The organism is Paenibacillus sp. FSL H8-0317 (genome assembly GCF_045040685.1).
Taxonomy (GTDB): Bacteria; Bacillota; Bacilli; order Paenibacillales; family Paenibacillaceae; genus Paenibacillus.
This window is the reverse complement of record NZ_CP150294.1, coordinates 6,634,092-6,659,876: the sequence shown is the minus strand read 5'-3', so window position 1 is coordinate 6,659,876 and position 25,785 is coordinate 6,634,092. Positions and strand designations below refer to the sequence as shown.

The 25,785-nt window shown below is 48.7% G+C and carries 20 protein-coding genes and 1 pseudogene; 12 read left to right on the top strand and 9 right to left on the bottom strand.

Going from position 1 to position 25,785, the window contains the following annotated elements; genetic code table 11:
* The first annotated feature begins 47 nt into the window (after positions 1–47).
* Genes preA through MHB43_RS29705 form a run of 3 tightly spaced genes read left to right on the top strand, consistent with a single transcriptional unit; the run spans position 48 to position 3,012 of the window.
* Positions 48–1,343 carry an NAD-dependent dihydropyrimidine dehydrogenase subunit PreA gene (gene preA / locus MHB43_RS29715; protein ID WP_336762533.1) on the top strand — a complete coding sequence of 432 codons (1,296 nt, stop codon included), beginning with the start codon at positions 48–50 and terminating at the stop codon, positions 1,341–1,343.
* Positions 1,340–2,785: a dihydropyrimidinase gene (gene hydA / locus MHB43_RS29710; RefSeq protein ID WP_405130928.1), complete on the top strand. Its 1,446-nt coding sequence runs from the start codon at positions 1,340–1,342 to the stop codon at positions 2,783–2,785. The genes preA and hydA overlap by 4 nt, the downstream gene beginning before the upstream one ends.
* The gene (locus MHB43_RS29705; RefSeq protein WP_062836929.1) at positions 2,785–3,012 is read left to right on the top strand and encodes a hypothetical protein; all 228 of its coding nucleotides are present in this window, start codon (positions 2,785–2,787) and stop codon (positions 3,010–3,012) included. Before hydA ends, MHB43_RS29705 begins: the two co-directional genes overlap by 1 nt.
* 16 nt (positions 3,013–3,028) lie before the next feature.
* On the opposite strand, the gene MHB43_RS29700 is transcribed toward MHB43_RS29705, so the two are convergent.
* From MHB43_RS29700 to MHB43_RS29665, 8 genes are all read right to left on the bottom strand, one after another.
* Positions 3,029–4,705, bottom strand: a complete 1,677-nt coding sequence (locus MHB43_RS29700) for a PucR family transcriptional regulator ligand-binding domain-containing protein (RefSeq protein ID WP_339179986.1) — start codon at positions 4,703–4,705, stop codon at positions 3,029–3,031.
* A 337-nt stretch (positions 4,706–5,042) separates the two neighbouring features.
* Positions 5,043–8,279 carry an efflux RND transporter permease subunit gene (locus tag MHB43_RS29695; protein WP_405130927.1) on the bottom strand — a complete coding sequence of 1,079 codons (3,237 nt, stop codon included), beginning with the start codon at positions 8,277–8,279 and terminating at the stop codon, positions 5,043–5,045.
* A 33-nt stretch (positions 8,280–8,312) separates the two neighbouring features.
* Positions 8,313–9,260 carry a TetR/AcrR family transcriptional regulator gene (locus MHB43_RS29690; RefSeq protein ID WP_237177381.1) on the bottom strand — a complete coding sequence of 316 codons (948 nt, stop codon included), beginning with the start codon at positions 9,258–9,260 and terminating at the stop codon, positions 8,313–8,315.
* A 213-nt stretch (positions 9,261–9,473) separates the two neighbouring features.
* The gene (locus MHB43_RS29685; RefSeq protein ID WP_272907692.1) at positions 9,474–9,605 is read right to left on the bottom strand and encodes a hypothetical protein; all 132 of its coding nucleotides are present in this window, start codon (positions 9,603–9,605) and stop codon (positions 9,474–9,476) included.
* Between the two features lie 269 nt (positions 9,606–9,874).
* Positions 9,875–10,189 carry a multidrug efflux SMR transporter gene (locus MHB43_RS29680; RefSeq protein ID WP_017691901.1) on the bottom strand — a complete coding sequence of 105 codons (315 nt, stop codon included), beginning with the start codon at positions 10,187–10,189 and terminating at the stop codon, positions 9,875–9,877.
* A complete protein-coding gene (locus MHB43_RS29675; RefSeq protein ID WP_221825442.1) occupies positions 10,189–10,530 on the bottom strand; it encodes a multidrug efflux SMR transporter in 342 nt (113 codons plus the stop codon). The genes MHB43_RS29680 and MHB43_RS29675 overlap by 1 nt, the downstream gene beginning before the upstream one ends.
* On the bottom strand, positions 10,527–11,150 hold the full coding sequence (locus tag MHB43_RS29670) for a TetR/AcrR family transcriptional regulator (protein WP_405130926.1): 624 nt from the start codon (positions 11,148–11,150) through the stop codon (positions 10,527–10,529). The genes MHB43_RS29675 and MHB43_RS29670 overlap by 4 nt, the downstream gene beginning before the upstream one ends.
* Positions 11,151–11,276: 126 nt before the next feature.
* Positions 11,277–12,752, bottom strand: a complete 1,476-nt coding sequence (locus tag MHB43_RS29665; RefSeq protein WP_405130925.1) for a phospholipase D family protein — start codon at positions 12,750–12,752, stop codon at positions 11,277–11,279.
* 267 nt (positions 12,753–13,019) lie between these two features.
* Here MHB43_RS29665 and MHB43_RS29660 point away from each other — a divergent pair, with 267 nt between their 5' ends.
* From MHB43_RS29660 to fni, 9 genes are all read left to right on the top strand, one after another.
* Positions 13,020–13,964 carry a MerR family transcriptional regulator gene (locus tag MHB43_RS29660; RefSeq protein WP_405130924.1) on the top strand — a complete coding sequence of 315 codons (945 nt, stop codon included), beginning with the start codon at positions 13,020–13,022 and terminating at the stop codon, positions 13,962–13,964.
* Positions 13,965–14,229: 265 nt separating this feature from the next.
* A complete protein-coding gene (locus MHB43_RS29655; RefSeq protein ID WP_339185463.1) occupies positions 14,230–15,780 on the top strand; it encodes a phytoene desaturase family protein in 1,551 nt (516 codons plus the stop codon).
* On the top strand, positions 15,777–17,240 hold the full coding sequence (locus MHB43_RS29650; protein WP_405130923.1) for a phytoene desaturase family protein: 1,464 nt from the start codon (positions 15,777–15,779) through the stop codon (positions 17,238–17,240). The genes MHB43_RS29655 and MHB43_RS29650 overlap by 4 nt, the downstream gene beginning before the upstream one ends.
* Complete coding sequence (locus tag MHB43_RS29645) at positions 17,237–18,109, top strand: phytoene/squalene synthase family protein (protein WP_339179965.1); 873 nt, start codon at positions 17,237–17,239, stop codon at positions 18,107–18,109. Before MHB43_RS29650 ends, MHB43_RS29645 begins: the two co-directional genes overlap by 4 nt.
* A complete protein-coding gene (locus MHB43_RS29640; RefSeq protein ID WP_339179962.1) occupies positions 18,109–18,876 on the top strand; it encodes a carotenoid biosynthesis protein in 768 nt (255 codons plus the stop codon). The genes MHB43_RS29645 and MHB43_RS29640 overlap by 1 nt, the downstream gene beginning before the upstream one ends.
* Positions 18,845–19,606, top strand: a complete 762-nt coding sequence (locus MHB43_RS29635) for a lysophospholipid acyltransferase family protein (protein ID WP_339179960.1) — start codon at positions 18,845–18,847, stop codon at positions 19,604–19,606. The genes MHB43_RS29640 and MHB43_RS29635 overlap by 32 nt, the downstream gene beginning before the upstream one ends.
* 1 nt (position 19,607) lies before the next feature.
* Positions 19,608–20,756: a glycosyltransferase family 2 protein gene (locus MHB43_RS29630; RefSeq protein WP_339179958.1), complete on the top strand. Its 1,149-nt coding sequence runs from the start codon at positions 19,608–19,610 to the stop codon at positions 20,754–20,756.
* Entirely contained in the window at positions 20,753–22,234 is a 1,482-nt protein-coding gene (locus MHB43_RS29625) for a phytoene desaturase family protein (protein ID WP_339179956.1), read from the top strand. Before MHB43_RS29630 ends, MHB43_RS29625 begins: the two co-directional genes overlap by 4 nt.
* Before the next feature lie 333 nt (positions 22,235–22,567).
* Entirely contained in the window at positions 22,568–23,635 is a 1,068-nt protein-coding gene (gene fni, locus MHB43_RS29620; protein WP_339179954.1) for a type 2 isopentenyl-diphosphate Delta-isomerase, read from the top strand.
* 611 nt (positions 23,636–24,246) lie between these two features.
* Here the strand turns inward: fni and MHB43_RS29615 are convergent.
* A pseudogene (locus tag MHB43_RS29615) lies at positions 24,247–25,664 on the bottom strand (IS1182 family transposase).
* Positions 25,665–25,785 lie beyond the last annotated feature (121 nt).

Genomic DNA, 25,785 nt, shown 5'->3' with positions numbered 1-25,785 from the left:
CGTAAGCGGCAGACTGTAAGTTCAAACAACACCAAGGAGGGATCGTTATGGCTGACTTATCCATTAATCTGGCAGGTATTCGATCACCCAATCCATTCTGGCTGGCTTCTGCACCACCAACCAATACGGGATATCAGGTTCAGCGTGCGTTCGAGGCGGGCTGGGGTGGCGCGGTGTGGAAGACGCTGGGTGAACCAATTATCAATACATCCTCGCGTTTCGCGGCGGTGCATTTTGGCGGACAGCGGGTGGCGGGGTTTAACAATATTGAATTGATATCCGATCGTCCACTGGAAGTGAATCTGCGGGAGATTGCCGAGACCAAGAAGCGTTTCCCGGATCGTGCGGTTGTCGCTTCACTGATGGTAGAGCCTACGCGGGAGAAGTGGCATGAGATTGTGAAAAAGGTGGAGGCCGTCGGTGTGGATGGCTTGGAGCTGAACTTTGGCTGCCCGCATGGCATGGCTGAACGTGGTATGGGAGCTGCCTCGGGTCAGCAACCTGACCTGGTCGAACTACAGACGATGTGGGTGAAGGAAGTGGCGACCACACCAGTGATCGTGAAGCTCACGCCGAATATCACGGATATTACGGCGACTGCCCGGGCAGCCGTAAGAGGTGGGGCGGATGCGATCTCCCTGATCAATACGATTAACTCTCTTGCAGGTGTGGATCTGGATTCGTGGAATACCGTGCCGCATGTGGGCGGCAAAGGAGCACATGGCGGGTATTGTGGTCCAGCGGTGAAGCCAATTGCACTGAACATGGTTGCTGAATGTGCCCGTAATCCGGAGGTGGGTGTACCAATCTCAGGGATTGGCGGCATATCCGACTGGCGGGACACAGCAGAGTTTCTGCTCATGGGTGCTACAGGGGTTCAGATATGTACCGCAGCGATGCATCACGGATTCCGCATTGTGGAGGACATGATTGATGGTCTGAACGATTATTTGGATGAAAAGGGTCTGAGCAGCGTAGCAGAACTCGTAGGTCAGACGGTTCCGCGTTATTCGGATTGGGGCAATCTCGATCTGAACTACAAAGTGGTCGCCCGCATCAACCGCGATGTTTGCATCAACTGCAACAAATGCCATATTGCGTGTGAGGACACCTCGCATCAGTGTATTGATATGTTAACTGACCCATCCGGTTCCTATCTGGAAGTGGTGGAAGAGGACTGTGTTGGCTGTAATCTGTGTTCGATCGTCTGCCCAGTGGATGGGGCGATTGAGATGGTTGAACTTGCACCTGAGCAGGAACCTGTAACCTGGAATGAACGTCAGTCTGCGATTGCCCTGCTGCAATCGGTCAGAGATCAATCAACCAAGGAGGCGATATCATGAGTACTCGCAAATTGATTCGTAACGGTGTTTTGGTCACAGCGTCAGATACCTTTGAAGCAGATATGTTGATCGAAATGGGTAAAATCACACAGATTGGCATCGGGCTGGTGCCTGACGAACAAACGGAAGTCGTGGACGCTTCCGGCTGTTACGTCATTCCAGGCGGGATCGATCCGCATACGCATCTGGATATGCCATTCGGTGGAACGGTAACCGCAGATGATTTTGCGACAGGAACGGCAGCAGCAGCCTTTGGTGGTACAACGACGATCATTGATTTCTGTCTGACACAAAAAGGGCGTCCATTAATCGAATCTCTCCAAGAGTGGCATGCCAAAGCCGAGGGTAAAGCCGCCATCGACTACGGTTTCCATCTCATGATTGGGGAGATGAATGATCAGGTGCTGGAAGAGCTGCCGCAGATTATTGAAGAAGAGGGTGTGTCATCCTTCAAGGTGTTCATGGCTTACAAAAACCAGTTCCAGGCTGATGACGGGATTCTCTTCCAGACGTTGCAGAAGGCAAAAGAGTACGGCGCACTCGTCATGGTTCATGCCGAGAACGGGGATGTTATTGACCTGCTGGTGCGACAGGCGCTCGCCGAAGGGCGCACAGAGCCAATTCACCATGCGCTGACTCGTCCATCCATGCTGGAGGGAGAAGCAACTGGGCGTGCGGCGCGTCTGGCTGCACTTGCGGATTCACAGCTGTATGTGGTGCACGTGACCTGTGCGGAAGCAGTGGAGCAGATCGCACGCATGCGTGAAATGGGCTACCGGATCTGGGGGGAGACCTGTCCTCAGTATTTGACTTTGGATCAGTCGATTATGGATCAGCCGGACTTTGAGGGTGCAAAGTATGTTTGGTCACCTCCGCTACGGGAAGTAGCGCATCAGGAAGTGTTGTGGAATGCATTGAAAAGTGGTCAGTTGCAGACGATTGGCTCCGATCATTGCTCGTTTAATTTCAAGGGGCAGAAGGACTTGGGCAAGGATGATTTTAGCAAAATTCCTAATGGGGGGCCTGTCATCGAAGATCGTCTCAGCATTCTGTATTCCGAAGGTGTAGTCAAAGGAAGGATCACACTGAATCAGTGGGTTGATCTATGTTCGACAAGAGCGAGCAAGTTATTTGGACTATTTCCGCAGAAAGGGACTCTCGCTGTCGGGACAGACGCGGATATCGTTATTTTTGACCCCTCTGTAAACAGGGTGATCTCGGCAGATACGCATCATATGAACGTGGATTACAGTGCATTTGAAGGCATGCAGGTACAGGGGTGTCCGGTGACGGTGTTGTGCCGCGGGGAGTATGTCATTCGAGATCGACAGTATGCCGGAACAGCAGGGGCGGGGCAGTATGTGAAGCGCAACAAGTATGATGCAGGTGCACCTATACCGATGAAACAACCCGTGACGGCAGTGAATGGAGGGAGAAGCTGATGTCGGATCATGATGTGTTTGAGGCCGAGAGGATCGCCATAGAGCGAATGGTTGCACAAGGTTATCGGATCTATGCGGTACGGGAACATCTGGAGGGTGCTCACGTCATATGGGGGCACCCGGATCTTCCCGAAGAGAAACAAGAGCAATACGTGGGCACGGCGTCTGGACGGAAGTGGTTCAGTCACATTTTGATTCGTCAGCTTCAGGAGCAGCGGGGAGCGTAGACCATACTGGAACTCTTCATGCGATCGGGCCGTGTACGTACTCATATGCGTAGATGGCAAGTTCGATCGCGACCCTTTTCTCGGGGAGGATATAATCTTCTCCCAAAAGGGCTTCGATTTTGTCCAAACGGTGATACAGCGTCTGTCTAACGATATATAGAGCGGTGGCAGTCTCTTGCTTGGAGCAGCACAGGACCAAATATTGCTTGAGGGTCCGCAGCAGCTGACCTCCTTTCTCTGCATCGTAACGAATGAGCGGCCCCAGATATTCTTCTATGAAATCATCCAGATTACCGCTCTGCTTCATGCTGGCAATGATACGATAACAATGAAGGTCACTGTAAAAGGGCTGCTGCATCACACCGATGTCCTTCTGAATTCGCAGTGTCTCCTTCGCGGTTTCCAGACTATCCTTGAGACGGGAGAGGTCTGTGCAGTTATGACCGATACCGGCCAGGCCTGAGAAGAGGTAGTGGGTCTGTTCCTGTTCGTGCTGCTGCAGCTGTTCGATGCAGCGCCAGAGACTGCTTTTACGCTGAGATCCAGGTAGTGGGTCGAGAATGATAAGAATGATCTGGTGGTTCAGAACGGTGCTGTAGAGGGTGAAGTTCTCCCGAGCGAACACGGAACGGGCAACGATGTTGCGTTGGATTAATAATTTCTGAAGTTTGAGGCTGTCTGTGTATGCAGGGTTACTGTCGAATAAGATTATGGTAGCTTTACTCGTTGCGAGGAGGGGATTAACGGTGGATACATATTCATGGATTTCCTTTGTGGAGTGGTGTCCGTTAAGCCAATCAATGACCCACATATCTTCTTTGTAGCGGCGTTTCTCTTCCATGTATTTGGTTCGCATCCAGTCCTGGGCAATCGCGGCCGCGCAACGTTCCAGTGCCTGAATGACGAATTCATCCGAAGGTTTGATCGGTATATTTGAATCGCGATCCGGCAGTTTTTGGTGCATCAGCACAAGGTCGGCAAAGGTGTAGTCCAACGCCTGAACAGGCATGTTGATCACATCCAATGTGTTACCTGACAGTTGCATTAAATTCGGAATATCCTCCCCCGCCAAATGTTCCCGCTGCAAAAACCAATCCTGCCGACGAGTCTCCAGCTGCTCTGGAGGGCAATAGGGAACGGCACTTGCTTCCCCTTCAAGTGGATATAACGCCACGGCATATCCGGTTGTACTTGACATTAATCGAAGCAGGGGTTGTACCCCGTCTCCATTCAGAAGAAGTTGGTTAAACGAGGTGGTGAGACTATCGAGTTCGGCAATCATCCGCTGATGACTGCGAATCAGGGTGAAATGCAGATCTTGGGTAATATCGATATAACGGACTTGTTCGTGGAACCAGATCAACGGAAAATCCGCTGCTACTGCAATTTCTTTCATCGCACCGAGCTGCGACTTGGTGTGATCCCCCAGTTCCATACAGAGTCCGGCAGCCCCACGTGCAATTAACTGACGCAAAAAAGACAGGCCTTGCTGCTCACCTTCCTGCCAGCCAATGCCTGTTGTCAGCACCAATTCCCCGCCATTGAGCAAGTCCCCCACCTCGGGAACCTCCATGATATGAACCCAGCGAACATACCGCTCCAGCGCACGATCACTGGCCAGGACTTCTGCCTTGCGAAACACGGGACGTTTTAACATGTCTCTGACTTGAATATGAAGCGTTGTCTCCCCCACACAACCACCGTCCTTCCCCAATTACATGTGATCTATCTGGAGACTGGAACCCCATCAACTTGCATAATTAATCCATATTATAATTCCATTTACAGCCGATGGGCAGAAATCTAACGTTCATTTGTTTCAAATGACAAATAGATCTGTGCTTTTTGTGATTATGATTAAAATGAAGAGTTTATATGTCAGTCTATGTCTCGTGTGAATTTACATAAAAAAGCCCCTTAACATCTATCGGAATTTAATTATTCCAATAGTGCTAAGGGGCGAGAGGTTGGAGAGTGTAGTCTTCATTTAGGCTGTACTCAACCCATTACATGAGACGACTCTCTACTTCTTAATCTTCAATTCTTTTCTTTTTAAATTTCATCAGGAACTCATACACAATCGGTACGATAACCAGTGTGAGCAGCGTGGAGCTGATCAGACCGCCGATTACGGTAATTCCGAGTCCTTTGGAGATGATACCCGCACTTTCTTCCAGACCCGTAACCAGTGGCAACAGGGCACCGATGGTTGCGAGAGCGGTCATCAGAATTGGACGCAGACGAGTTGCACCGGCTTCCAGCAAGGCTTCACGGGTAGACATACCCTCTTTTTCCTTGTGAATAACACGGTCGATCAACACGATGGCGTTGGTGACCACGATCCCGATGAGCATCAGTCCACCCATCATGGCCGAGACGTCAAGCGTACCGCCAGCGATGAACAGACCTACCATAATACCAATGACTGTAAATGGCAGGGAGAACAGGATTGCAAATGGTGCCAATCCGCCGCCGAATGTAACAACGAGCACGAAGTATACAATGGCGATGGCCGCCAGCATGGCGAGACCCAGTTGAGTAAAGGTATCATTAATCTGTTCGGTTGTACCGCCAAACTTCACTTCGACGCCATCAGGCAGATCCAGCTTGTCGATCTCAGCCTGTAAGTTGCTCGAAGCTTTCTGTACATCAGAAGCCAGGATGTTGGCTGTCACTTGTACAACTACCTTACCATCAATTTGCATGATAGAGTTCGGGGATGTACCTTCTTCCACTTTGGCAACATCTTTAATTGGTACTTCGATGCCAAGCGGTGAAGTGACGGTTTCATCCTCAATTTCTTTAATGCTGCTGAATGTTTTGTTGTCGGTTTCTACATATACTTTATACGTTTTGTTATCAATATCGACTTCCGTGAGCACAGGACGTTCACGTGCCGGGCTCAGCGTCATAGCCAATTGGCCTGCAGTCAGACCCAGGGAGCTTAATTTTTCTTGATCTGCCACGAGCGTATACTGCCCGTAGGTGTCAGCGAGTGTAGTATCTGCTTTTTCAAAATTATCCGTATCTGCCTCAACCAGTTTCAGAATTTCATCCGATACAGGTTTGAGTTGCTCTACATTATCGCCATAGATGGACAGGCTCAGGCCGCTGCCACCCAGACCGCCGGACATATCGAGCTCATTCCAGGTTCCTACGGTAACTTCCTTCTTCAGACCTTCGACAAGCTGTTCCTTCACTTTGGTAAAGTCTTTCGTATCTTCGTTATATTCGATATAGAAGAGTGCAGAGTTTCCGCCACCGCCCCCCATACTGCTCAGTGGGTTCGTGCCGCCGATGGAATATTGCATTTTCTCCAGACCTGGTTGTTCCAGCAACCACTTCTCGGCAACGAGTGCTTCTTTTTCGACATCTTCACGCAAAGCTCCGGTTTGTGGGCTGTACGTAATAGTCACGTATTTATCCTGTTGTTCTGGCAAGAAGCTTGCACCGATGAACGGGTACAGGAACAAACTGCCGCCCAGCAAGATCACTGCAATACTGACTGTGATGAGTTTGTGTGAAAGGGTCCAGTTCAGCAGGCGTTTGTAACCTTCTGCCATCTTGCCTGGTTTTTCTTCGTGATTCTGCTTGTTCTTCAACCCTCCACGGAACAGGGTGTGCGCAAGCATCGGCACAATGGTAATGGCAACGATCAGGGATGCCAGCAAGGCGAATACCATGGTCAGTGCAAATGGCAGGAACAGCTCGCCTACCATACCGCTTACCAACGCTAGTGGCAAGAATACCGCAATCGTTACGATTGTGGAAGAAAGGATAGGAACAAACATCTCGCGAGTTGCTTCGCGAACCAGTTCACGGCCTTTCAGTTTCTCACCTTTGAGTGTTAATCTGCGGTAGATGTTCTCGATAACAACGATGGAGTCATCGACAACCCGTCCGATGGCAACCGTCATCGCACCCAGCGTCATCATGTTCAAAGTAATATCCATCATGTTGAGCGCAGTCAATGCCATAAGCAAGGAGAGCGGGATCGAGATAATGGAGATAATGGTTGAACGGATATTACGCAGGAACAGCAGGATGATTAGGATGGCAAACAAGGCGCCAAAAACGGCTTTGCCCAGCATCGTGTTCACCGAGTCCTGAATCGGTTTACCTTGGTCAAGCAGTACAGTCAAATCAGCATTTTTGAACTGCGTCTGCAATTCTTCCGCTTTGTCTTTGACTGCGTTAACGACATCAACCGTGTTGGCATCGTTGGATTTTACAACGGAAATACCGATCGATTCCTTGCCGTCTGTCCGGGAAATGGATTCCGCTTGACCGATGACTTCGATCTTGGCAATTTCACTTAGTTTTACAGTTGGAATGCCAGGTGCGTTGGCAGCGCCCGATGGACTACCTGCACTGGCATTACCGCCAGCAGCTTGCCCTGCAGCCTGGTCTGTTCCTTGTGCAGAGCCAGGAGCTGTACCTTGACCAGCTTCACCAGTTGGCGCTCCAGAGCCTTGTGGGGCTGCGCTTGCACCATTGCCTGTGGAAGCTCCGGCACCGCTGGGTACGACTGGAATGGCAAGGTTTTTCAGATCATCGATGTCGATAATGTTTCCATCTACGACAACGGCCTTCTGGGATTTATCCAGTTCGAACAGTCCCAGTGGCACACGAATGGATGAACCTTGAACGATACCGTTTACCGTATCTTCAGTTAGGCCCAGCTCGGCCATTTTGGCTTGATCAAACTTCAGTTGAACTTCTTTCACATATTGACCGGACACCTGAACCTGAGCTACACCGTCAATATCTTCGAGTGCAGGCTGAATATCTGATTCAACCAGTCTTGTCAATTGTTCGAGGTCACCACCGTCCTTGTCGGACAGGCTTAGAGATACAACCGGGAAAGAGTTAATGCTGAACTTGGAAATGGTCGGCTTCTGCACGCTGTCAGGCAATTGTACTTCATTGAGTGCCTCACGAACGGTTGCCGTCGCGTTGGTCAGATCTGTACCATAATCAAATTCGAGTGTGATCGATGCTGCATTCTCCATGGAAGTGGAGGTAACTGTCTTCACGCCATCCACATTGCGCAGTTTTACTTCCAGTGGCTTCGTGACGTCTTCAACAATTCCCTCCGGTGCAGCCCCCGGATCAATGGCAGTGACATTCAGAAACGGTACGTTGATGTTCGGGATCGTCTCTTGTTTCATCGTCAATCCGCTGTACAAACCTGCGAAAGAGATGATAATCGTCAGAATCCAAATCGCAAACTTGTTGTTCAGTGAAAAATTAATAATACCTTTCATACGATGGTTTCTTCTCCTCTCTGTTTCTCCTGTTTATGTGTGTGACGAGTCAGCTTGGATGAACCGGCTATACATGGCATCCAGAATATGCTGAAGCTCGGAGTGCAAGGGTTGAATGGCAGTTACGTTCTCCAGATTGTGCATCATACCCAGAATAATGGCACGCCGCGGCGTGAATTCCATCATCTCCTGCCTGAGAATGGCAATGGTCTCAAGTACATCATTCTTCGGTTGCCCAGCAGACAATTCGGAGGCAGCAATATCCTGCATTTGCTTGATAATATGAATAGGATGCCGCATCACCGTGGAATCCGGATGAGGTTCGGTAATCCAGGCAGGCCAGTCCTCCAAAGGAATCAAAGGCAAAGGTCTCTGCTTAAGGAATCCGTGCGCTGCATAGTCCATCATTTGCAGTAAATTTGTTGCCATTTTGGTAACAGTAAGGGACGGCATCTCTGTAAACCAGATCTTGACGTAGGAGAGGAACAGCCCCTGTGTTAGCAAAATAAGGTCAATCGTATAAGGTTCAATCTCCGACCCGTACTGCTCCTCCAGCTTATCCTTAAACCAATGTAAGGTACGGACCTCCAGATCTCTTTGCAGCGGATGGCATTGTTCCTTGCGTTGCTGTTCATCATCCATCATCATGCTGCGCATCTGTACTCGCAGAAACTCCTTAAGTTCGGCAACATGGATGAGCAGTGTCTCAATCTGCTTTTGCAGACGTTCACGCGAGGTGAGGCTGGTTTCATGCTCAATCTGTGTCATCTCGTCCATGAGTGTGTACATGCAGTACTCCAGAGTACTGGCTTCTAATTCTTCTTTGGATTTGAACATGATGTAGAGGCTGCCTTTGGACATCCCGCATAATTCTGCAATCTCTTGCATGGATGTTGCAGCACTGCCTTTGGATGAGAATAACTTTAGTGCTGTAGTAATGATGAGCTTTTTCTTCTCATTCATCTCATGTATAGGGTTCATTAACGATGCATTCACCTCATCAGGGAACTTGTGAGTTCTTGAATTGACTTTAAGGTCAAAATAAGTATAAACGATCTGGTTGAAGGAATTCAAATGGGAGTAAATTGGAAAATGTATATGGGGAAAAGAGACTGATCAAAGGGAAGGAGAGACGGCAAGTAACAAGGTGCAGCTTGTATGTACGATATGGATAAGGTATCAAGAACGCTTAAGTTAGTTTCCTCCAGTGAAGGCGTACAAGGCGAGTATAATAATGGCGACTAGAGCGATGAGATAGAAGATGGCCATGCCAATCAGAAGGGTATACCCGGTAAAAGAGCCCATGCATGCCAATAATTTTCTCATGATTACGACATCCTTTCTTACGTAGCAAAGTATAAAGAGGTTCCCTATTTATATCATTCCCCAAAAAAGACGACTTCCTGATTGAAGTCGTCTTTTTTTTGTATTAGAGAATTTAATAGATATCATAATGGAAGCTGAAAATTACACGATAACGGAGTTGCAGAACCAATTTGAAGAAACGAAGTGTTCGCCTTAAAGCTTTCTGTAAGAAAGCTTCTTCGGAAGCATATGCTATCACTGGAGTTATAGAGTGTAATTCAGTTGTTCCGTTATGTGATCAGTTTCAGACCAACGGCTGCCACCAAAATCATCGCGATGAACAGGATACGCTTCGCTTCTTTCCGTTCACCAAACAGGAACATGCCTGTTAACGTACTGCCGACCGTCCCGATCCCCGTCCACACGGCATACGCTGTGCCCATCGGAATGGACGTCATGGCGTAGGACAACAGCGAGAAGCTGAACACAAACGACACCAGCATAAGTACGATGTATGGCCATCCTTTCTTAGTGGAAGCACCATTAATACCGATTACGCCGAAAATTTCACATATCCCTGCACCTACAATTGCCATCCAAGCCATTATACTGCACCTCCTTTAGCTTCCTGCTGATCCGTAACCAGTTTTAGCCCGATTACGCCGCAGAGCAGCAGCCCGATGAGCAATACTTTGGCTAAGCGGAACGGCTCACCGAACAGTACCATTTCCGTAAGAACGGTACCCGCTGTACCAATTCCCGTAAAGACGGCATACACCGTACCCACAGGTAGCCTTTTGGAAGCGGCAATGATCAGTCCAAAGCTGATCACGATGGCAATCCCCGTCAAAGACCACTCCCAGGCATTCGAGGCATGTTTCAGCCCGCTCACCCAGACAATCTCAATAATTCCACCGATAAATACATATAACCAGTTGCGGTTCATGTTGTTGAATCTCCTTCCGGCACAACACTTTGTGCCTCTTCGTTCAAATGATGAATGCCATGCCAGAAGACAGGCCAGGATGCTTCCAGCCGTCTCTTGTAGCGACGGGAACTTCCATAAATAATCTCCACGGTAATCCCGTCGAGGAACGTCATAAATGCAATAGCGGCTTGTTCTGCTGGAATGGCTGGAATATCTTCAGTGCGCATTGCCCTTTGCAGCAGACGAGTCAGTGCACGTTCCATGCCATCGATAAACGGATACACCTGATCCATCACTTCGCCATACAGAGAAAGGGGTGGGTAAAAACAATTACGCAGCATCAATCGAGCCGAAGCATGGGCATTGTATTCTTGTTCGAACCAGATCAACAAGCCTTTCAGCCGCTGCTCCAATGGCAGATCCGCATGATCACGGAAATATTCCAGTGTGTGCCGTTTTACCTCGTGAAAAGCAAAGGCCAGTGTGTGTAAAAACAAGTCATCCTTGCAGCTAAAATGCGCATATATGGACGGTTTTTTAATCCCGACTTCATCAGCAATAGCTCTCAGAGAAGCTCCCTCATAGCCATCTCTTGCAAAATGGAACAGGGCTGCATCCCGAATGGATTGTGCAGTCATTCAATCACCTTCCTAACGGTCGTTAGGTAATTATATTTTCACACTTCACATCGCCTGTCAAGATGAAAATATCCGCCTGCACAGTAGAGTACAGACGGACATAACAGGTATGAATGTGGTTTTTGATCAAAAGGTTGTAAAACCCAGAATCAGTTGCAGCTTATATAGGATACCTTTCAAAAACGTAGTCTTCTCCTGGAACTCATCCAGGTCTAACGTGAATTCGGCATCATTATTATTCCAAATACGCTCGAAATAATTCGCGATATCAAGCGTGAACTTATTATCTGGAGGAGCAGCAACCCATAGATTATTCTCCAGATTGTAGTCATTCAGGTTTCGAGGTGTGAAGTTGGTTGAACCCCCGAGGACAATATGATCACCGGTTGCTTTGGCAAGATAGATCATCTTGGTATGGTATTGCTCCTTGGTGGTGTTATACCAGCGGATCTGAATTTTACCGTCGGATTTATCGTGCAATTCAGCAGCGACAGGACGGTTCGGAATGCCGATCTTCTCCTGACCAAAGGCATTTTCATTTGGATCAAGTACAAGCCGGATCTCGGTTCCTCGTTTTGCGGCTTCCAGCAGGGCTTCCAATACTTTCGGAGAGGCCACATAGAACATGCCCATCCATAAGGTGTCACCTTTGCCAGCCTGATTGATCTCATGGAGTGCAGCGTCATTCACTTTGCCTTCAGTTAAATAGCGAATTCGTAAATCTCCCGTATTCGAATCCGGGGAAGGAGCTGTGTAGGCAGGAACCTGGTCTCCGCCTGAGAAGTCGAGAACAGCTTGTTCTGACTGAAGAATATCGCCAATGATTGGACCTGTTACTTCAAATGCAATGTTCGAGTGGTAGGCACTCGCATCATGAATATTGCCAGAAGAGACAATCGCCGTCTTCTCACTAACAACAACTTTGCGATGATTTGCTTTCACATTGAGCAGCTTGAGATAGGAACGGACCGTTACATCCGGGCCATCCGTGGCCATCAGGTTTTTGATCCAGCCATCTCCGGATTGGCCGAACCATTGGAAGAAGGTACGCCAGACCGCAGAGTATACCGGAGTTGAATCACGCAAAGGGTCCACATCCGTGATGACCACATGAATGCCTGCTTGTTTCATTTGTTCCAGCAACGGATTGGGTGCTGAGTTATAGTTGGTATTTACTTCATCTGTAATGAACCAGATGTCCATATCAGGATGTTGATTTTTTTTTGCAACCAGCGCTTCGGTGAATTCAGTACTCACGGGAGGAAAGTTCTGTCCCTTGTGCTGATAATTATTGAACAGGAACATATCCACCAGGACAAACTGCTCTGCTTCCTCCACAATTTGCATCATGCGCTGGAAAATCTGTTGTTCGTGCTGCATCTGTCCGTCAGATGAAGGGTAGGTGAGGTCATGCAGGAACTCGACTTGATCCACACGATACTCCGGACTTTCGTAGGAAATCCCTGGTGGTAATGGTTTGTAGGTCTGATAGAGCATGACGGCGATGAGCCATAGGACCAATAGGACGAGTCCTGTTCGTATGTATGGAAATTTGCCGCGTGAAGACTTGCGGTCTGATGTATGGCGGCGTAATGAGACCAACGGTGGACTCCCCCTTCTGTACTTGCTGACTTCTATTACCACACGGATGATAACGTTGACGCAGGACAACCCGGTAGAATAACTGATGTAGCGGTAAAATGCATATGGCAAAATTGGCAGGATGTAATCGACAGGTGTCTGAGCGTTGTGTATAATGAGTGTATTATTTTTGTAGAATGTTAGGGTTTTCATATGCCTGACAAGGACGGGGAACCAATGATATAACCTTTGAAATCTGGACATTTAGGAAAGAAAGTGGGTAATAAGGTGTATTCCATCAAACAAGTCGCTGCCATGCTCGGTATCCCGACGGTGACGCTCCGGGCTTGGGAGAATCGGTATAGTGCGGTCACCCCTGAGCGGACGGAATCGGGGTATCGAATGTATACCGAAGAGAATGTTGCGGATCTGCGCTGGTTGAAAGAGCAGGTTGAGCTGCATCAGACCAATATTTCGGAAGCGGTACGGATGTTGAAAGTAAACAAATTAAATCCGCCCGAGGCTGTGCCCATGCCGATCATGGCTCCGGTGCCTACGATGGAAGAAGCCTACGCACGCATGGCAGATCAGATCTATGACTCGCTCTACAACTTTCAGGGTGAACGTGCCAATGGTTTGATTGATTTTGGTTTCACCATGTATGGGTATGACTCGATGTTCTATCATGTGTTGGTGCCCATTCTGGTTCGGGTTGGTGATGCATGGGAGAAAGGCAGGGCTTCGGTGGCTCAGGAACACTTCATGACACAGCTGATTTCACAGCGGTTTTATCAGTTTTTCCATCTGTTCCCGATCTATCCGCATCTGCCCAAAGTTCTGGCGTTGTGTCCGGAAGGGGAGCATCATCAGGTCGGATTGCTGCTGTTCTCTCTCTTTATGCGCAAAAATGGAGCGGAAGTACTGTATCTTGGTGCGAACACGCCAGAAGAAGGTATCTTTCCGATTATCCGGGAGCAGAAGATCAAGTTGGTCTGCCTTTCGATCACAAGTCCAGGGCTTCTTGAACGGTGTGATCAACTTATAGAACGGATTAAAAACGAGTTTCCACATATTCGCTTCGTACTTGGTGGAAAGGGCTATGAGCGTGCAGAACATGCTCGTTACCCGCAATGGATTATGCCAGAGGATTCAGCGGATTGGCAGTCATGGATAGAACGTGAGTATCTCGCAGATCGACCACCTGGTGCGAGGTTTGGACAGGCACATAACTAAACATATCGTATCATTCAATGAATAGGTTAGTGTATAAAGGACATCCTTTGACGAAAGTGATCAAAGGGTGTTTTTTGTGTTTATATATGGATTAGTAGAGTATTTTGACCAACGGGTCATTTTTTGGTTTACAAGGTCGTATAATATTTGTATTATATTTGTATAATGTTTTTGCTAGTTACCGCTTAAAGTGTTCTTGGGTGGTTTAATAATAGGTTAGGGGCTAGAGAACTATAGGAATTCCCTACATAGAAAGGTGAGTGGCATGATACCGAATCAACAACGCAAACGTGCAGCTGTCATTGGCGCAGGTCCGGGTGGACTTGCAGCAGCGATGTTATTGTCCGGTCAGGGGTACGAGGTAGATGTGTATGAGAAACAGCCAGTCATCGGGGGGCGTTCTGCCAGATTGGAACTGGGTGAATATCGATTCGACCGGGGTGCAACATTTTTGATGATGCCTCAGCTGATTGAAGAGATGTTTGACGTGGTGGGACGTAAGTTATCTGATTATGTGCATATGAAAGAGTTAACCCCACTGTACGCACTGAACTTTGGTGATAAGGTGTTCACGCCTTCTCGTAATCGGGAAGATACAGCTGCACAGATTAAGGAATTGTTTCCTGGCAATGAAGACAATTACCTTCGGTTCATGCAAGAAGAAGAAGTGAAGTTTGGCAAAGTCATGCCTTTGCTCCGTCGTCCTTTTGGCAAGCTGACTGACTACTTGCGCAAGGATGCGGTAACAGCTCTACCCAAGCTTGATGTCCACAATACAGTCTATGGAATCTTGTCCCGCTATTTTACAGACGAGCGTCTGCGCTGGGCATTTACATTCCAATCCAAATATCTCGGCATGTCTGCCTGGGATTGTCCGGGTACCTTTACCATACTATCGTTTATTGAGCATCACTACGGATTGTTCCACCCCATTGGCGGCGTGAATCGGATCTTCCAAGCCATGGCTGATGTCGTGGAAGAATACGGAGGACGAATACATACTTCCACCCCGGTGAAACAGGTCATCGTTCGCAATGGTCGTGCAAAAGGTGTGTTGCTTGAGAACGGTGAACGCATCGAAGCGGACCATGTGGTGGTGAACGCCGACTTCGCACATGCGGTGAATCATCTGTTCGAACCGGGCGTGCTTAAGAAATATACCCCGGAGAAAATGAAACGTAAAAAATACTCCTGCTCCACAGCGATGCTGTATCTGGGCGTGGACGGTGAGGTGGCCCTTCCGCATCACTCGATCTATTTTCCCGAGGACTACCGGTTGAACGTTGATGAGATTACCAAGCATAAAATGTTATCAGCCGATCCATCTCTATATATTCATAACCCTTCCAGACTTGATTCGACGCTGGCACCGGAAGGGAAATCTGCTTTATATGTTCTTATGCCTACGCCTAACCTTACCGCAGACATTGATTGGGAGGCAGAGCGGGAGAATGTGCAGGAGGCCATGATGAAACGCATGGAAGGCATTCCTGAGCTGGCCGACATACGCAGCCGTATTGAAGAATGTATGCTGTTCACTCCACTTGATTGGGAGACTGAACTGGATGTGTATCGCGGAGCAACGTTTAATATGGCACATAATTTGGGTCAGATGATGTATCTGCGTCCCCATAACCAGTTTGAAGAGTTGAAAAGTGTATGGCTGGTAGGCGGAGGGACACATCCGGGCAGCGGGTTGCCCACGATCTTCGAATCGGCACGGATCAGTGTCAGACTGATTCAGGAAGAGGACGCACGCACAAGCTCTAAACCATCCTCGTACGTGAAGACGGCAGAAGTCGGAGGGCATTCATGAAGCGGGCCGCTATTGTAGGGGCAGGGATTGGTGGACTTACTTCTGCGCTGTTATTGAACCGTCAGGGCTGGGATGTCACCGTCTATGAACGGGGTTCTCGCGTTGGCGGACGCATTGGATATGAGCAGGAAGGGGAATACCGGATCGATCAGGGGCCAACGATCGTACTGCTGCCGGAGATGTTACTTGGCATACTGGAGGAAGCGGGCGTAGATCGTTCGAAGATTGAGTTACTTCGCTGTGATCCGTTATACAGAGTGCATTACCACAGTGGTCGTGTCATGACCAAGATGACCTCACGAGAAGAACAGACGGCGGAGATTGAACGTTTGTTCCCGGGAGAGAGCCGAGAATTCACACGATTTATGAAAGATATGGACACGTTGTTTCCGGCAGGCCGGGCAGCGTTTCTGGAAAGGGCTTTTCCGCGCAAAAGGGATTTCTTCACCCCTTCGCTCATGTCCCTCATGGGCAGACTGCGTGCACACAAAAGTGTTCGGAAAGCGGTAGGCGATTATTTTCACCATGAGGAATTGCTTGACGCCTACTCTCTGCAAAGTCTATACATCGGTGGATCACCGTTTGGGACGCCAGGAATCTACTCCCTTTTGCCTTACGCAGAGCATGAATACGGCATCTGGATGGTTAAAGGTGGATATGCGGCATTGCCAGCCATTCTGGAACAGGAACTGATATCACGTGGTGGACGTGTTGTGCTGAATTCCGAAGTGACCGGACTCACGATTGAAAATGGTGTGTGTAAAGGTATAGAAACGGCAGCCGGCGCAGAAAATGTGGATGCAGTTATCTACAATGGTGATTTCCCCCATCTATCAGGTTTGCTTGGACAATCACCAGAGGTAGCGTGGAAAAGAAAACCGTATCGTCCCTCTTCCGGATGTGTATTGCTCTATGTGGGTGTGGACAAAACCTGGGAAGATGCAACAACACACCAGTTCTTCCTGCCACCGAGCCTTGAAGGTAGCTTACAGGAAGTGTTCAATCAGCGACGCATTCCGGCAAAGTCCTCATTCTACGTATTTAATCCGGTCGCATTGGATGAAACTGCAGCACCTCCAGGACAGAGTGTATTGTATTTCCTCATTCCGGTGCCTGATGCCGAAGGTGTCGACTGGGATCAAGAGAGCGAAGCATTGGCAGAACGGGTACTGGAAGAAGCGGAGCGACGTGGATTCCCGGGACTTCGTGCAGCGATCAAGTGGAAAAAGGTACGTACACCTGCCGATGCAGAGCGAGACGGGCTCTATGGGGGCGGAAGCTTTGGTATAGCACCTGTATTGTTCCAGTCCGGTGTATACCGACCGCAACCCAAACCATTCCCTAATATAAAGGGATTATATGCAGCAGGAGCATCTGTACATCCAGGAGGCGGAGTGCCAATTGTAATGCAAAGTGCACGTATGGCCGTCAATCAACTCATGAAGGAGATGGGAACATGAATGAAGCGATTTTGAGCAGGTGTGAAGAGTTGATGCAAAAGGGTTCTTCCTCTTTTTATCACGCCTTTAGAGGGCTGCCAAGTCCACGTCGGGAAGCGGTATATGTCATTTATGCCTTCTGCCGCATGATTGATGACAGTGTAGACGAGCCGGAACATTCGCCCTATACGATACACGAGATCCATGACTTGTTTAATCGGCTAGACGATGCGGAAGGTCACTTTATCTGGCCAGCACTGAGATGGTTGTTCAGCAGTTTTCCTCATCTGGATAAGGGGCCATTCTTCCGTCAGATGGAAGGGCAACTCACAGATCTTAAAGTAACGCATTATGCAACGATGCAGGAACTGGAGCATTATTGTTATCTGGTGGCCGGAACTGTAGGTGAGATGTTGTTGCCTGTATTGCGGGATGATAACGGTGCAGAAGTAGCCATGAACGGGATTGCTTTGGGTAAAGGGATGCAGATCGTTAATATTATCCGGGATGTTGGTGAAGATCGGGCCAGAGTGCGCCGGTATGTTCCGCTGGAGATCATGGAGAAGCATGGTTACACGGAGCAGGACTTTGAAGACGGAGTCGTGGACGAACGCTTTATTGCCATTGTTCATGAGTTAAAAGCTGCAGCATTGAACTGGTTCCGTATTGGCATGGATCGTCTGGATACGTACCCAACGGAAAGTGCGTTTTCCATTGAGCTGGCAGCAGCCTTTTACTCCACCATTCTACACGCGGTTGAACGCAACGACTATGACGTATACACCAAGCGGGCATATGTTAGCGATGAATTGAAACTGGAGATGCTGGGTGCGATTGTGAAACGTTACCCGATGCTGGCCTATCAAGCCTCCCGAACGGCGGTATCCTGATGATCCAGTGGCTTTACTGGGCGTGGTATGTCATTGGAGCTACCTTGATGCTAACGATCGGTGTGCCTGACGTATTGTCCTTTTCGAATGGTTTATTTCTAATCTTCTACGCATTGTATGTGCTGGATCTGATCTATCAAGGGCGTAATCGGACAGGTCTGTCCGACCAGTCAGTCATCTGGCTGAAACCCGGACTCTGGGTATCCTCTGTAATCATCTGGCTTGGAGGTATGGGCGTAGAGTGGGTAGGCGTGCATACCCATTGGCCGTTTGGTGAGTATGCTTACTCAGACTTCTTCGGGATTCATCTATTCAGTGTGCCAGTTACACTGGGTTTTGCCTGGATCGCAGTGGTTGGTAACTCGGCGCTGTTAAGTGGCGGCGGCTCAACCTGGACTGGCAAATTGCTTCGAGCAGTGAAGACCGGGTTCTGGGCGATTGTTCTTGATCTGGTACTCGACCCTGTTGCGCATGCGAGAGGATTCTGGGAATGGCAGGCTCCAGGTGGATTCTACGGTGTTCCGTGGACCAATTACATAAGCTGGTTTATCATGGGTGCATTCCTGTCCCTCTTCCTTCCGGCCATGCCTAATGACCGTAGCTCATTGCTGCGTGCGAAATGGTTGTATCAGCTGTTTATTCTTTTGTTCGGCCTGCTTGCCCTCAAGGAAGGGATTACAGGCAGCTTTATCATCGCCATTGCTGGTGTGCTTCTTGCCGAAGGGAGCTGGCTCTATGATTCGCGCCGTAAAATCAAAACCGTTTAATCATATTTTTGCCTTATACAATCATTATTATCTGCTGCGTCGGCGCTTCCGCTCCTTCACGCTTACAGGGTCACTGGACCCGCAGGTGGATATCAGGGACAACTCCCCGATTGATCCGACTCGTCCGGTGATCTATTTTATGAACCACAGCTCCTGGTGGGATGGTCTGCTGCTCTATCATGCGGCCAGGCAGACATCACGAGGAGATCATTATGTGATGATGGAAGAGCAACAGCTTCAGCAATATGCTTTTTTCCGTAAATTGGGTGCGTATTCGATCAATAAGGAGAGTGCGTCCGGTATTCGGACCTCTCTACAGTACACCAGTGAACTGCTGGATTTGGGCAAAAGAGTCTGGGTTTTTCCACAAGGAGAAATTCTGCATCAGGAGGCCAGACCAATTCAGTTCCGTCCAGGCATTGGATTGTTGCTTCGTCGCTCCCCGAATGCCATCGCCGTACCGGTAACCTTGTGCCATGGGATGGTCCAGCATGATCTACCGGAAATATCGATGCAGGCAGGCTCGCCTGTGATAGAAGACTGGAAAGCGTGGAAGAGTGAAGAGATTGCCGCCAGACTCGGTCATGTGTTGGAACGGCAGTTAGACGATCACAGATCAGAGCTTATACGGGTGGGGCAGGGAAGTTTGCTAGATGCGCTTCCGTTGATTCGTCATGTACGTTCGACAAGTGAAAAATACGATGCGGCACGAAAGCGGGTGAACCGTTAGCATGAATGCATCTGAGATCTTCTGGACTGTGCTTACAAGCATATTGGGTATACAGTTGCTGTTCGCTCTATGGAATGTCTCCTGTCTGCCCAAAGTACGGTCATTCCGGGCAGACAAGATAAAACCACCAGACCTGCTGGTCTCGGTACTGATTCCGGCCAGAAATGAAAGACTACATATCGAAGGATGTCTGGAAAGTGTACTCGCGAGCGAGACATCGGGATTCCGGATGGAAGTATTGGTGCTGGATGATCGCTCTGAAGATGAGACAGCGGCCATGGTACAAGCGATTGCGGATCGCGATGCACGTGTGCGTCTGCTGCATGGCGTCGATCTTCCCGAAGGCTGGATGGGGAAATCTCATGCGTGTCACAGGCTGGTTCAGGAGGCCAAGGGAGAATGGTATATGTTCGTGGATGCGGATGTGCGTCTGGAGCCAAGTGCCATTCGGCAGACTCTTGCAGCAGGTTGTGAACAGAGCGGGGGGCTGGTAACCGGTTTTCCTTATCAGGTAACGAAGACGTGGATGGAAAAGCTTGTTGTGCCCATGATGGTTTTCACCATCATTAGTCATCTGCCCATTTTCATGATACGCAGATCATCCAGTCCGATGTTTGTGGCCGCTACGGGGGCTTTTTTGCTGATTCATCGCTCCAGTTACGAAGCATCCGGTGGTCATGCTGTCATTCAGGCACATCTGGTGGATGACATGAGTCTCGCCAAAGCGGTTAAGCGTGCAGGTCATCCGGTGATGCTGACAGACGTGCATGACGTAACAAATACCCGCATGTATCAGAACGGGGCAGAAGTATGGAACGGATATAAGAAAAACATGTACGAAGGTATGGGACGCAAAGACGTGCTACTTCTTGGTACGATGTTAATGTATACACTGATGTATATTTTGCCTCCGCTGGGCTTGATTATTGGACTCCTTATGGGCAGTTCGATGTCCATTCTGTATGGACTATTAGGAACATTATTAGGTATGGCTGTGAAAAGAGTAGCGGATCATGCTGGCGGACAACCCTGGTGGCTTGCCCTTTTGCAGCCGATCAGCATGGCCTGTGTCATTGCCATCGGACTTGCTTCCTGGCAGGCAGGCCGCTCCGGCAAGGGGTATGTATGGAAAGGTAGGCGGTACAGTTGAGAGGTAACGTCATTATAATCGGTGCAGGATTTGGAGGTCTGTCGTGTGCGATACGACTGGCTTCACAAGGTGTGCAGGTGACCATTCTGGAACGGCAGCAACACGTAGGTGGCAAGCTGCAGCAGATTGAGCGGGACGGGTATCATTTTGACCGGGGACCGAGCACGATCACGATGCCATCCACTTTTCGTTCAGTCTTCGACCATGCGGGTGTAACAATGGAAGATTACGTACAGTTATATGAGTTAGAACCACGCACGCGTAATGTATTCGCAGATGGAACAGTGGTGGATTTGTCAGGTAATCGCGGGTGGATGAAGGAGCAGATCGCGGCGTACAGTCCGGAAGATGCAGCTCGTTATGATGCATTTATGGATGAGTCTGCTGCACTGTATGCGGAAGCCAATCGTCATTTTCTGGGTAAGTTGCTGCTGTCTCCTTTTGACAAATACAATCTCCAAATGCTGCGCAGCCTGCTCCGCGTGCGGCCAACGGTGAAGCTGGATAAGTTACTGCGCTCGTATTTCCAACATCCGCATACGATGGCTATGTTCGGACGGTACGCGACCTATGTGGGATCATCACCGTATCAATCGCCTTCGATCTTTGCCATGATGGGTCATGTGGAAGCAGAAGTGGGCATCTACGGAGTCAAAGGCGGAACCTATCAACTGATCGAAGGAATGACTCGGCTGGCACAGGAAAAAGGTGTGCAGATCATTACCGGCACAGAGGTCCGGCAGATTGTTGTTCGGAATGGCAAAGTGGCAGGCGTGGATACGGATCAAGGTTTCCGCGAAGCCGATCAGGTGGTTGCCAATGGAGATGTGCTTAGTGTGAATCGACTGCTGCTCGCACCGGAACATCGGAAAGAGATGAGCGATGCCCGCATACGGAAATATGAGCCATCAATCTCGGGATTTGTGACGCTTGCGGGTGTGCGAAGACAATATGATGCGCTACTGCACCATACGGTGTTCTTCCCGGAACGGTATGAACCGGAGTTTGGCCATATTTTCCGCGACCGTAAAATGCCAGACGATCCGACGATCTACATCTGTTACTCCGGTTATTCGGAAGAAGGCATGGCCCCGGCGGGAGCCAGTAATCTATTCATTCTGGTCAATGCCCCCTACTTGTCGGATTCATGGAATTGGGAGCAGCAGACGGAACGTTATGGAGCGTTTGTGCTGGAACAGTTGGCAGGACGGGGAATCACCGGGTTGAACCAATCCGATGTGCTAATCCGATACACGCCGCGAGATATCGAACGGGATACCTTGGCGCATCAAGGGTCGATCTACGGCATCTCGTCCAACTCAGTGAAGCAGACCTTCATGCGACCAGGCAATCGAAGCAAAGATGTACAAGGACTCTGGTACGTCGGCGGAACCACGCATCCAGGCGGCGGAACCCCAATTGTGACGTTGTCCGGTCAGCTTGTTGGAGAGCAGTTGGCATCGGAAATCTTGAGATAAGTTCGTTGTGGAGATGATGGAGTGAAATGTGTTCTGTTGATCCATGTACGTGTGCATCGTCTCTTCTAACCAGCTTTGAAGATGCGACAGATGATCCGTGCTTTTGAGTAGGTATAAGATAGTGGTGCTCCGGGATTTAAGTGAGACATTTGGTGTCGGGGCATCCTTTCAATAGCTGGTTTGGAACGTTATACTGGATAGAGTTAAACTGCTGAGCTGTAATGCTTATAGGATTAATGTTTTTGTCTTTTGCAAAAGACGTATATACATAGAAGCTAGGAACAGGCAGGTTATCCTGTCGATCCGCACGATTCTCACATAGGAGGTCTCATCATGAATGAACAAGAGCGAGCCGGCGAACGGCTGCTTCCCGAAGTGGCTACGGGAGAACGGAAGCTAGAGCACGTGCGCCTCTGTCTTGAGGAGAATGTGGCAGGAGAAGGGGTAACCAGCGGTATGGAGAGGTATGCGTTTCGCCATCACCCACTGCCGGAACTGGATTTTGAAGAGGTGCATCTGGAGACTACGTTTATTGGCAAAAAAGTACGTACACCCTTGCTCATCAGTTCAATGACGGGTGGAAGTAAAACAACGGGCGCCATCAATGAGCGCCTCGCTCGAGTAGCAAACGCCAGAGGCTGGGCGCTCGGCGTAGGTTCGATCCGGGCTGCCGTAGAACAGCCGGAACTTGCGAGTACCTTCGATGTGCGGCGCTGGGCACCGGACATCCCGGTCATTGCCAACCTGGGTGCGGTGCAGCTGAACTATGGCTTCACCACAGCTGATTTCCAGCGTGCGGTAGATATTGCGGGTGCGGACATGCTCGTGCTTCATCTGAACACGTTGCAGGAAGTGTTTCAGCCAGAAGGTAATACCAACTTCAGCGGCTTATTTCAACGGATTGAGAACTTGTGTCGTGAGTTAGACGTGCCTGTTGGCGTAAAAGAAGTAGGTTTTGGTATCGATGGCGTGACGGCGAAAGGGCTTTATGAGGCTGGCGTTGCGTTTATCGATGTAGCCGGCGCTGGAGGTACAAGCTGGGTGCAGGTAGAGAAGTACCGCAACAATAACCCGGTACGCCGGGCAGCTGCTGAAGCTTTTGCCGACTGGGGCATTCCCACAGCGGAGTGTATACAGGAAGTACGAGCGCTGAATCCAGAGGGCGCTCTGATTGGTAGTGGTGGACTACACACTGGCGTGGATGCGGCCAAAGCCCTCGCGCTCGGTGCGGATCTGGCTGGTTTTGGCCGATCTCTACTCGAATCCGCAGTCGCTTCGGATGATGCGCTGAATAACCGATTGGAACAGGTCGAATTCGAGCTGCGAACCGTGATGTTTGGCATCGGGGTTGGTCGGATCGAGGATTTGAAACAGACGTTACGTCTGGTGGAACGGCGGTAGAGTGAGGGTGGAAATGCAGGTGCGAACCCCAAGCTCACATGATTTCCTTGGGGGATTCGCACCTCGAATTTTGTCGAAAACATCGTTTTCGTGACCTTTTGGCAACACATGTGTTCGTTGAAGGATGTTTTTTATCACAAACTTTTCTGTAATTTGGCATAATGATTGAGAATACGTGATAATGTTTGAATTTGATGACTTTATTACGTATTTTTTCGCAGTCGCACTCCGTGGAGTGCGTGGATTGAAGTCATGCCGAACGGGATTTCAAACGCCAGACCAGTGCGTGGATTGAAATTCCTCGGGTCAACGCTGTTTGTGTCATCTATATTTGGTTCTGTATATGGGGTGCCAAATATAATCAAATCCTTACAAAGTCTTGTCTATCTCATGCTTTAGCATGGATAAGTACGTAAGACTTTTTTTGTTTTAATACAATTTAGAAGTTATGAGAATACAAAAAATCCGTCCAAAGAAAAATGAGGCCACTGAAGAACTTTACTTTTTCAAGTAGTGGATAACGTTTAGCCAAAAAAGAAGACATTTACACCCAAGTATTGGGAGTGATGTCTTCTTTTTTTGGCATTATTCGCTTGTGTTCTCTGTTCTCCTTACTCTGCTAACTTCAATATTCGTTTTAAATTTACAGCAAATATGGCCATTGCACCTTGTAATTGCATGCCAAGTAAACCCGAGGATGTGGCTATATCATACCCGTGTCCATGCTTAAGTTCACTGTTCTTCGCTTCAATTTTGTAACGCTCTTTGGATTTCTTTTTGAAATATTCTGTTTCTTGAAATGCCATTTGTTTGGAATGTTCTTCCGATTTTATCGAAACGGAGTATGTCTTGCTTTTCGCACCTTCTTTGTAGCAACCTTCCTTCAGTGCACAACGCACACATCGCTCTACATCAAAATAATAAGTATCTGTTTGGTTTTTACCGATACTTTTCTTGCCTTGCCGAGCCTGGTGGACGGCCATATGCCCAGTTGGACACACATACAACCCTGCATCCTTGTTAAACAGAAACTCATCTTCCTTTTTACGGTTTCCTTGCGTAATCAGTGGCTTCAATTTCGCTACAAGTGCAATTTCATTTTTGTGGGTGTATACAATATTATCCCTCTCGGAATAAGCTGCGTCTCCAATGACGGTCTTCACCTGCATGCCAGCCGCTTTGATTTATTTGATTAATTCCTGTAATTGTTTTCCATCATTCTTCTCTCCTGTTGTGATAACGGCCGCTGTAATGATCCGCTCCTCAGTCATGGCCAGGTGTGTTTTGTATCCAAAGAAAGCAGAGTCTGCGCTCTTGTGTCCCACTCGTGCGTCGGGGTCTGCTGCCAGGCGAAGTTGCTCGACGTCATCTGAGATCGTTTCTTTCAGCAGGTTCAGAGGCTCTAGAATTTTCGGTACTTGTGCGATCCCAGATTCGGTTTCAACGAAAGTGACAAGCTTCTGGCAATACTCTATTTCATCTTCGAGCTTTTTGCTTGTTGGTTTTGGCTGATTCATCCAAGGTATATATCGCTTTGCGCAACTTCCGCGCACGGTCTTGTAGAATGTCTTGCGGTGACTTCTAGTTGTAGCGCGCTTTTGTATGCGTAGCATCGACGATAATGGCAGGGCTCTTCACAATACTCTGCTCGATCGCAAGCGTCACCGTTTTACCAATGAGCATATCTTTCAATCGCAATTTCCGGAATTTGGTCAGAGAGCTGGAGTCAATATCAGAATCTTCCGGTGCCATACCGAGAAAATATTTAAACGACATGTCATACTTCGAGCGTTCAACGATGTCTACGTCAGACAGTTCAAAGATCGCTTTGAGCAGTAAATATTTAAACATGCGAATAGGATCAATGGCGTTACGTCCATTGTCCAAACAATATTTCGCTTCGAGTTCTTCATAAATGAAAGTAAAGTCCACGAGCTCTGATTTGACGGAGCATATTGTCCTTCGGAACGACGATGTCATACAGTACCGCATAAGGACTCAGGACTAAAGTTTGTTGTTGTCGAATCATCTGCTCTCACCTACTTTTCATGATAACTCAATTTTTCTTGAAAAACTGTACCTTTTTCTAAATTAGAACTTTTTCAGTGGCCTCAAGAAAAATGGATGGATTTTTTATGTTTCTCTTTAAA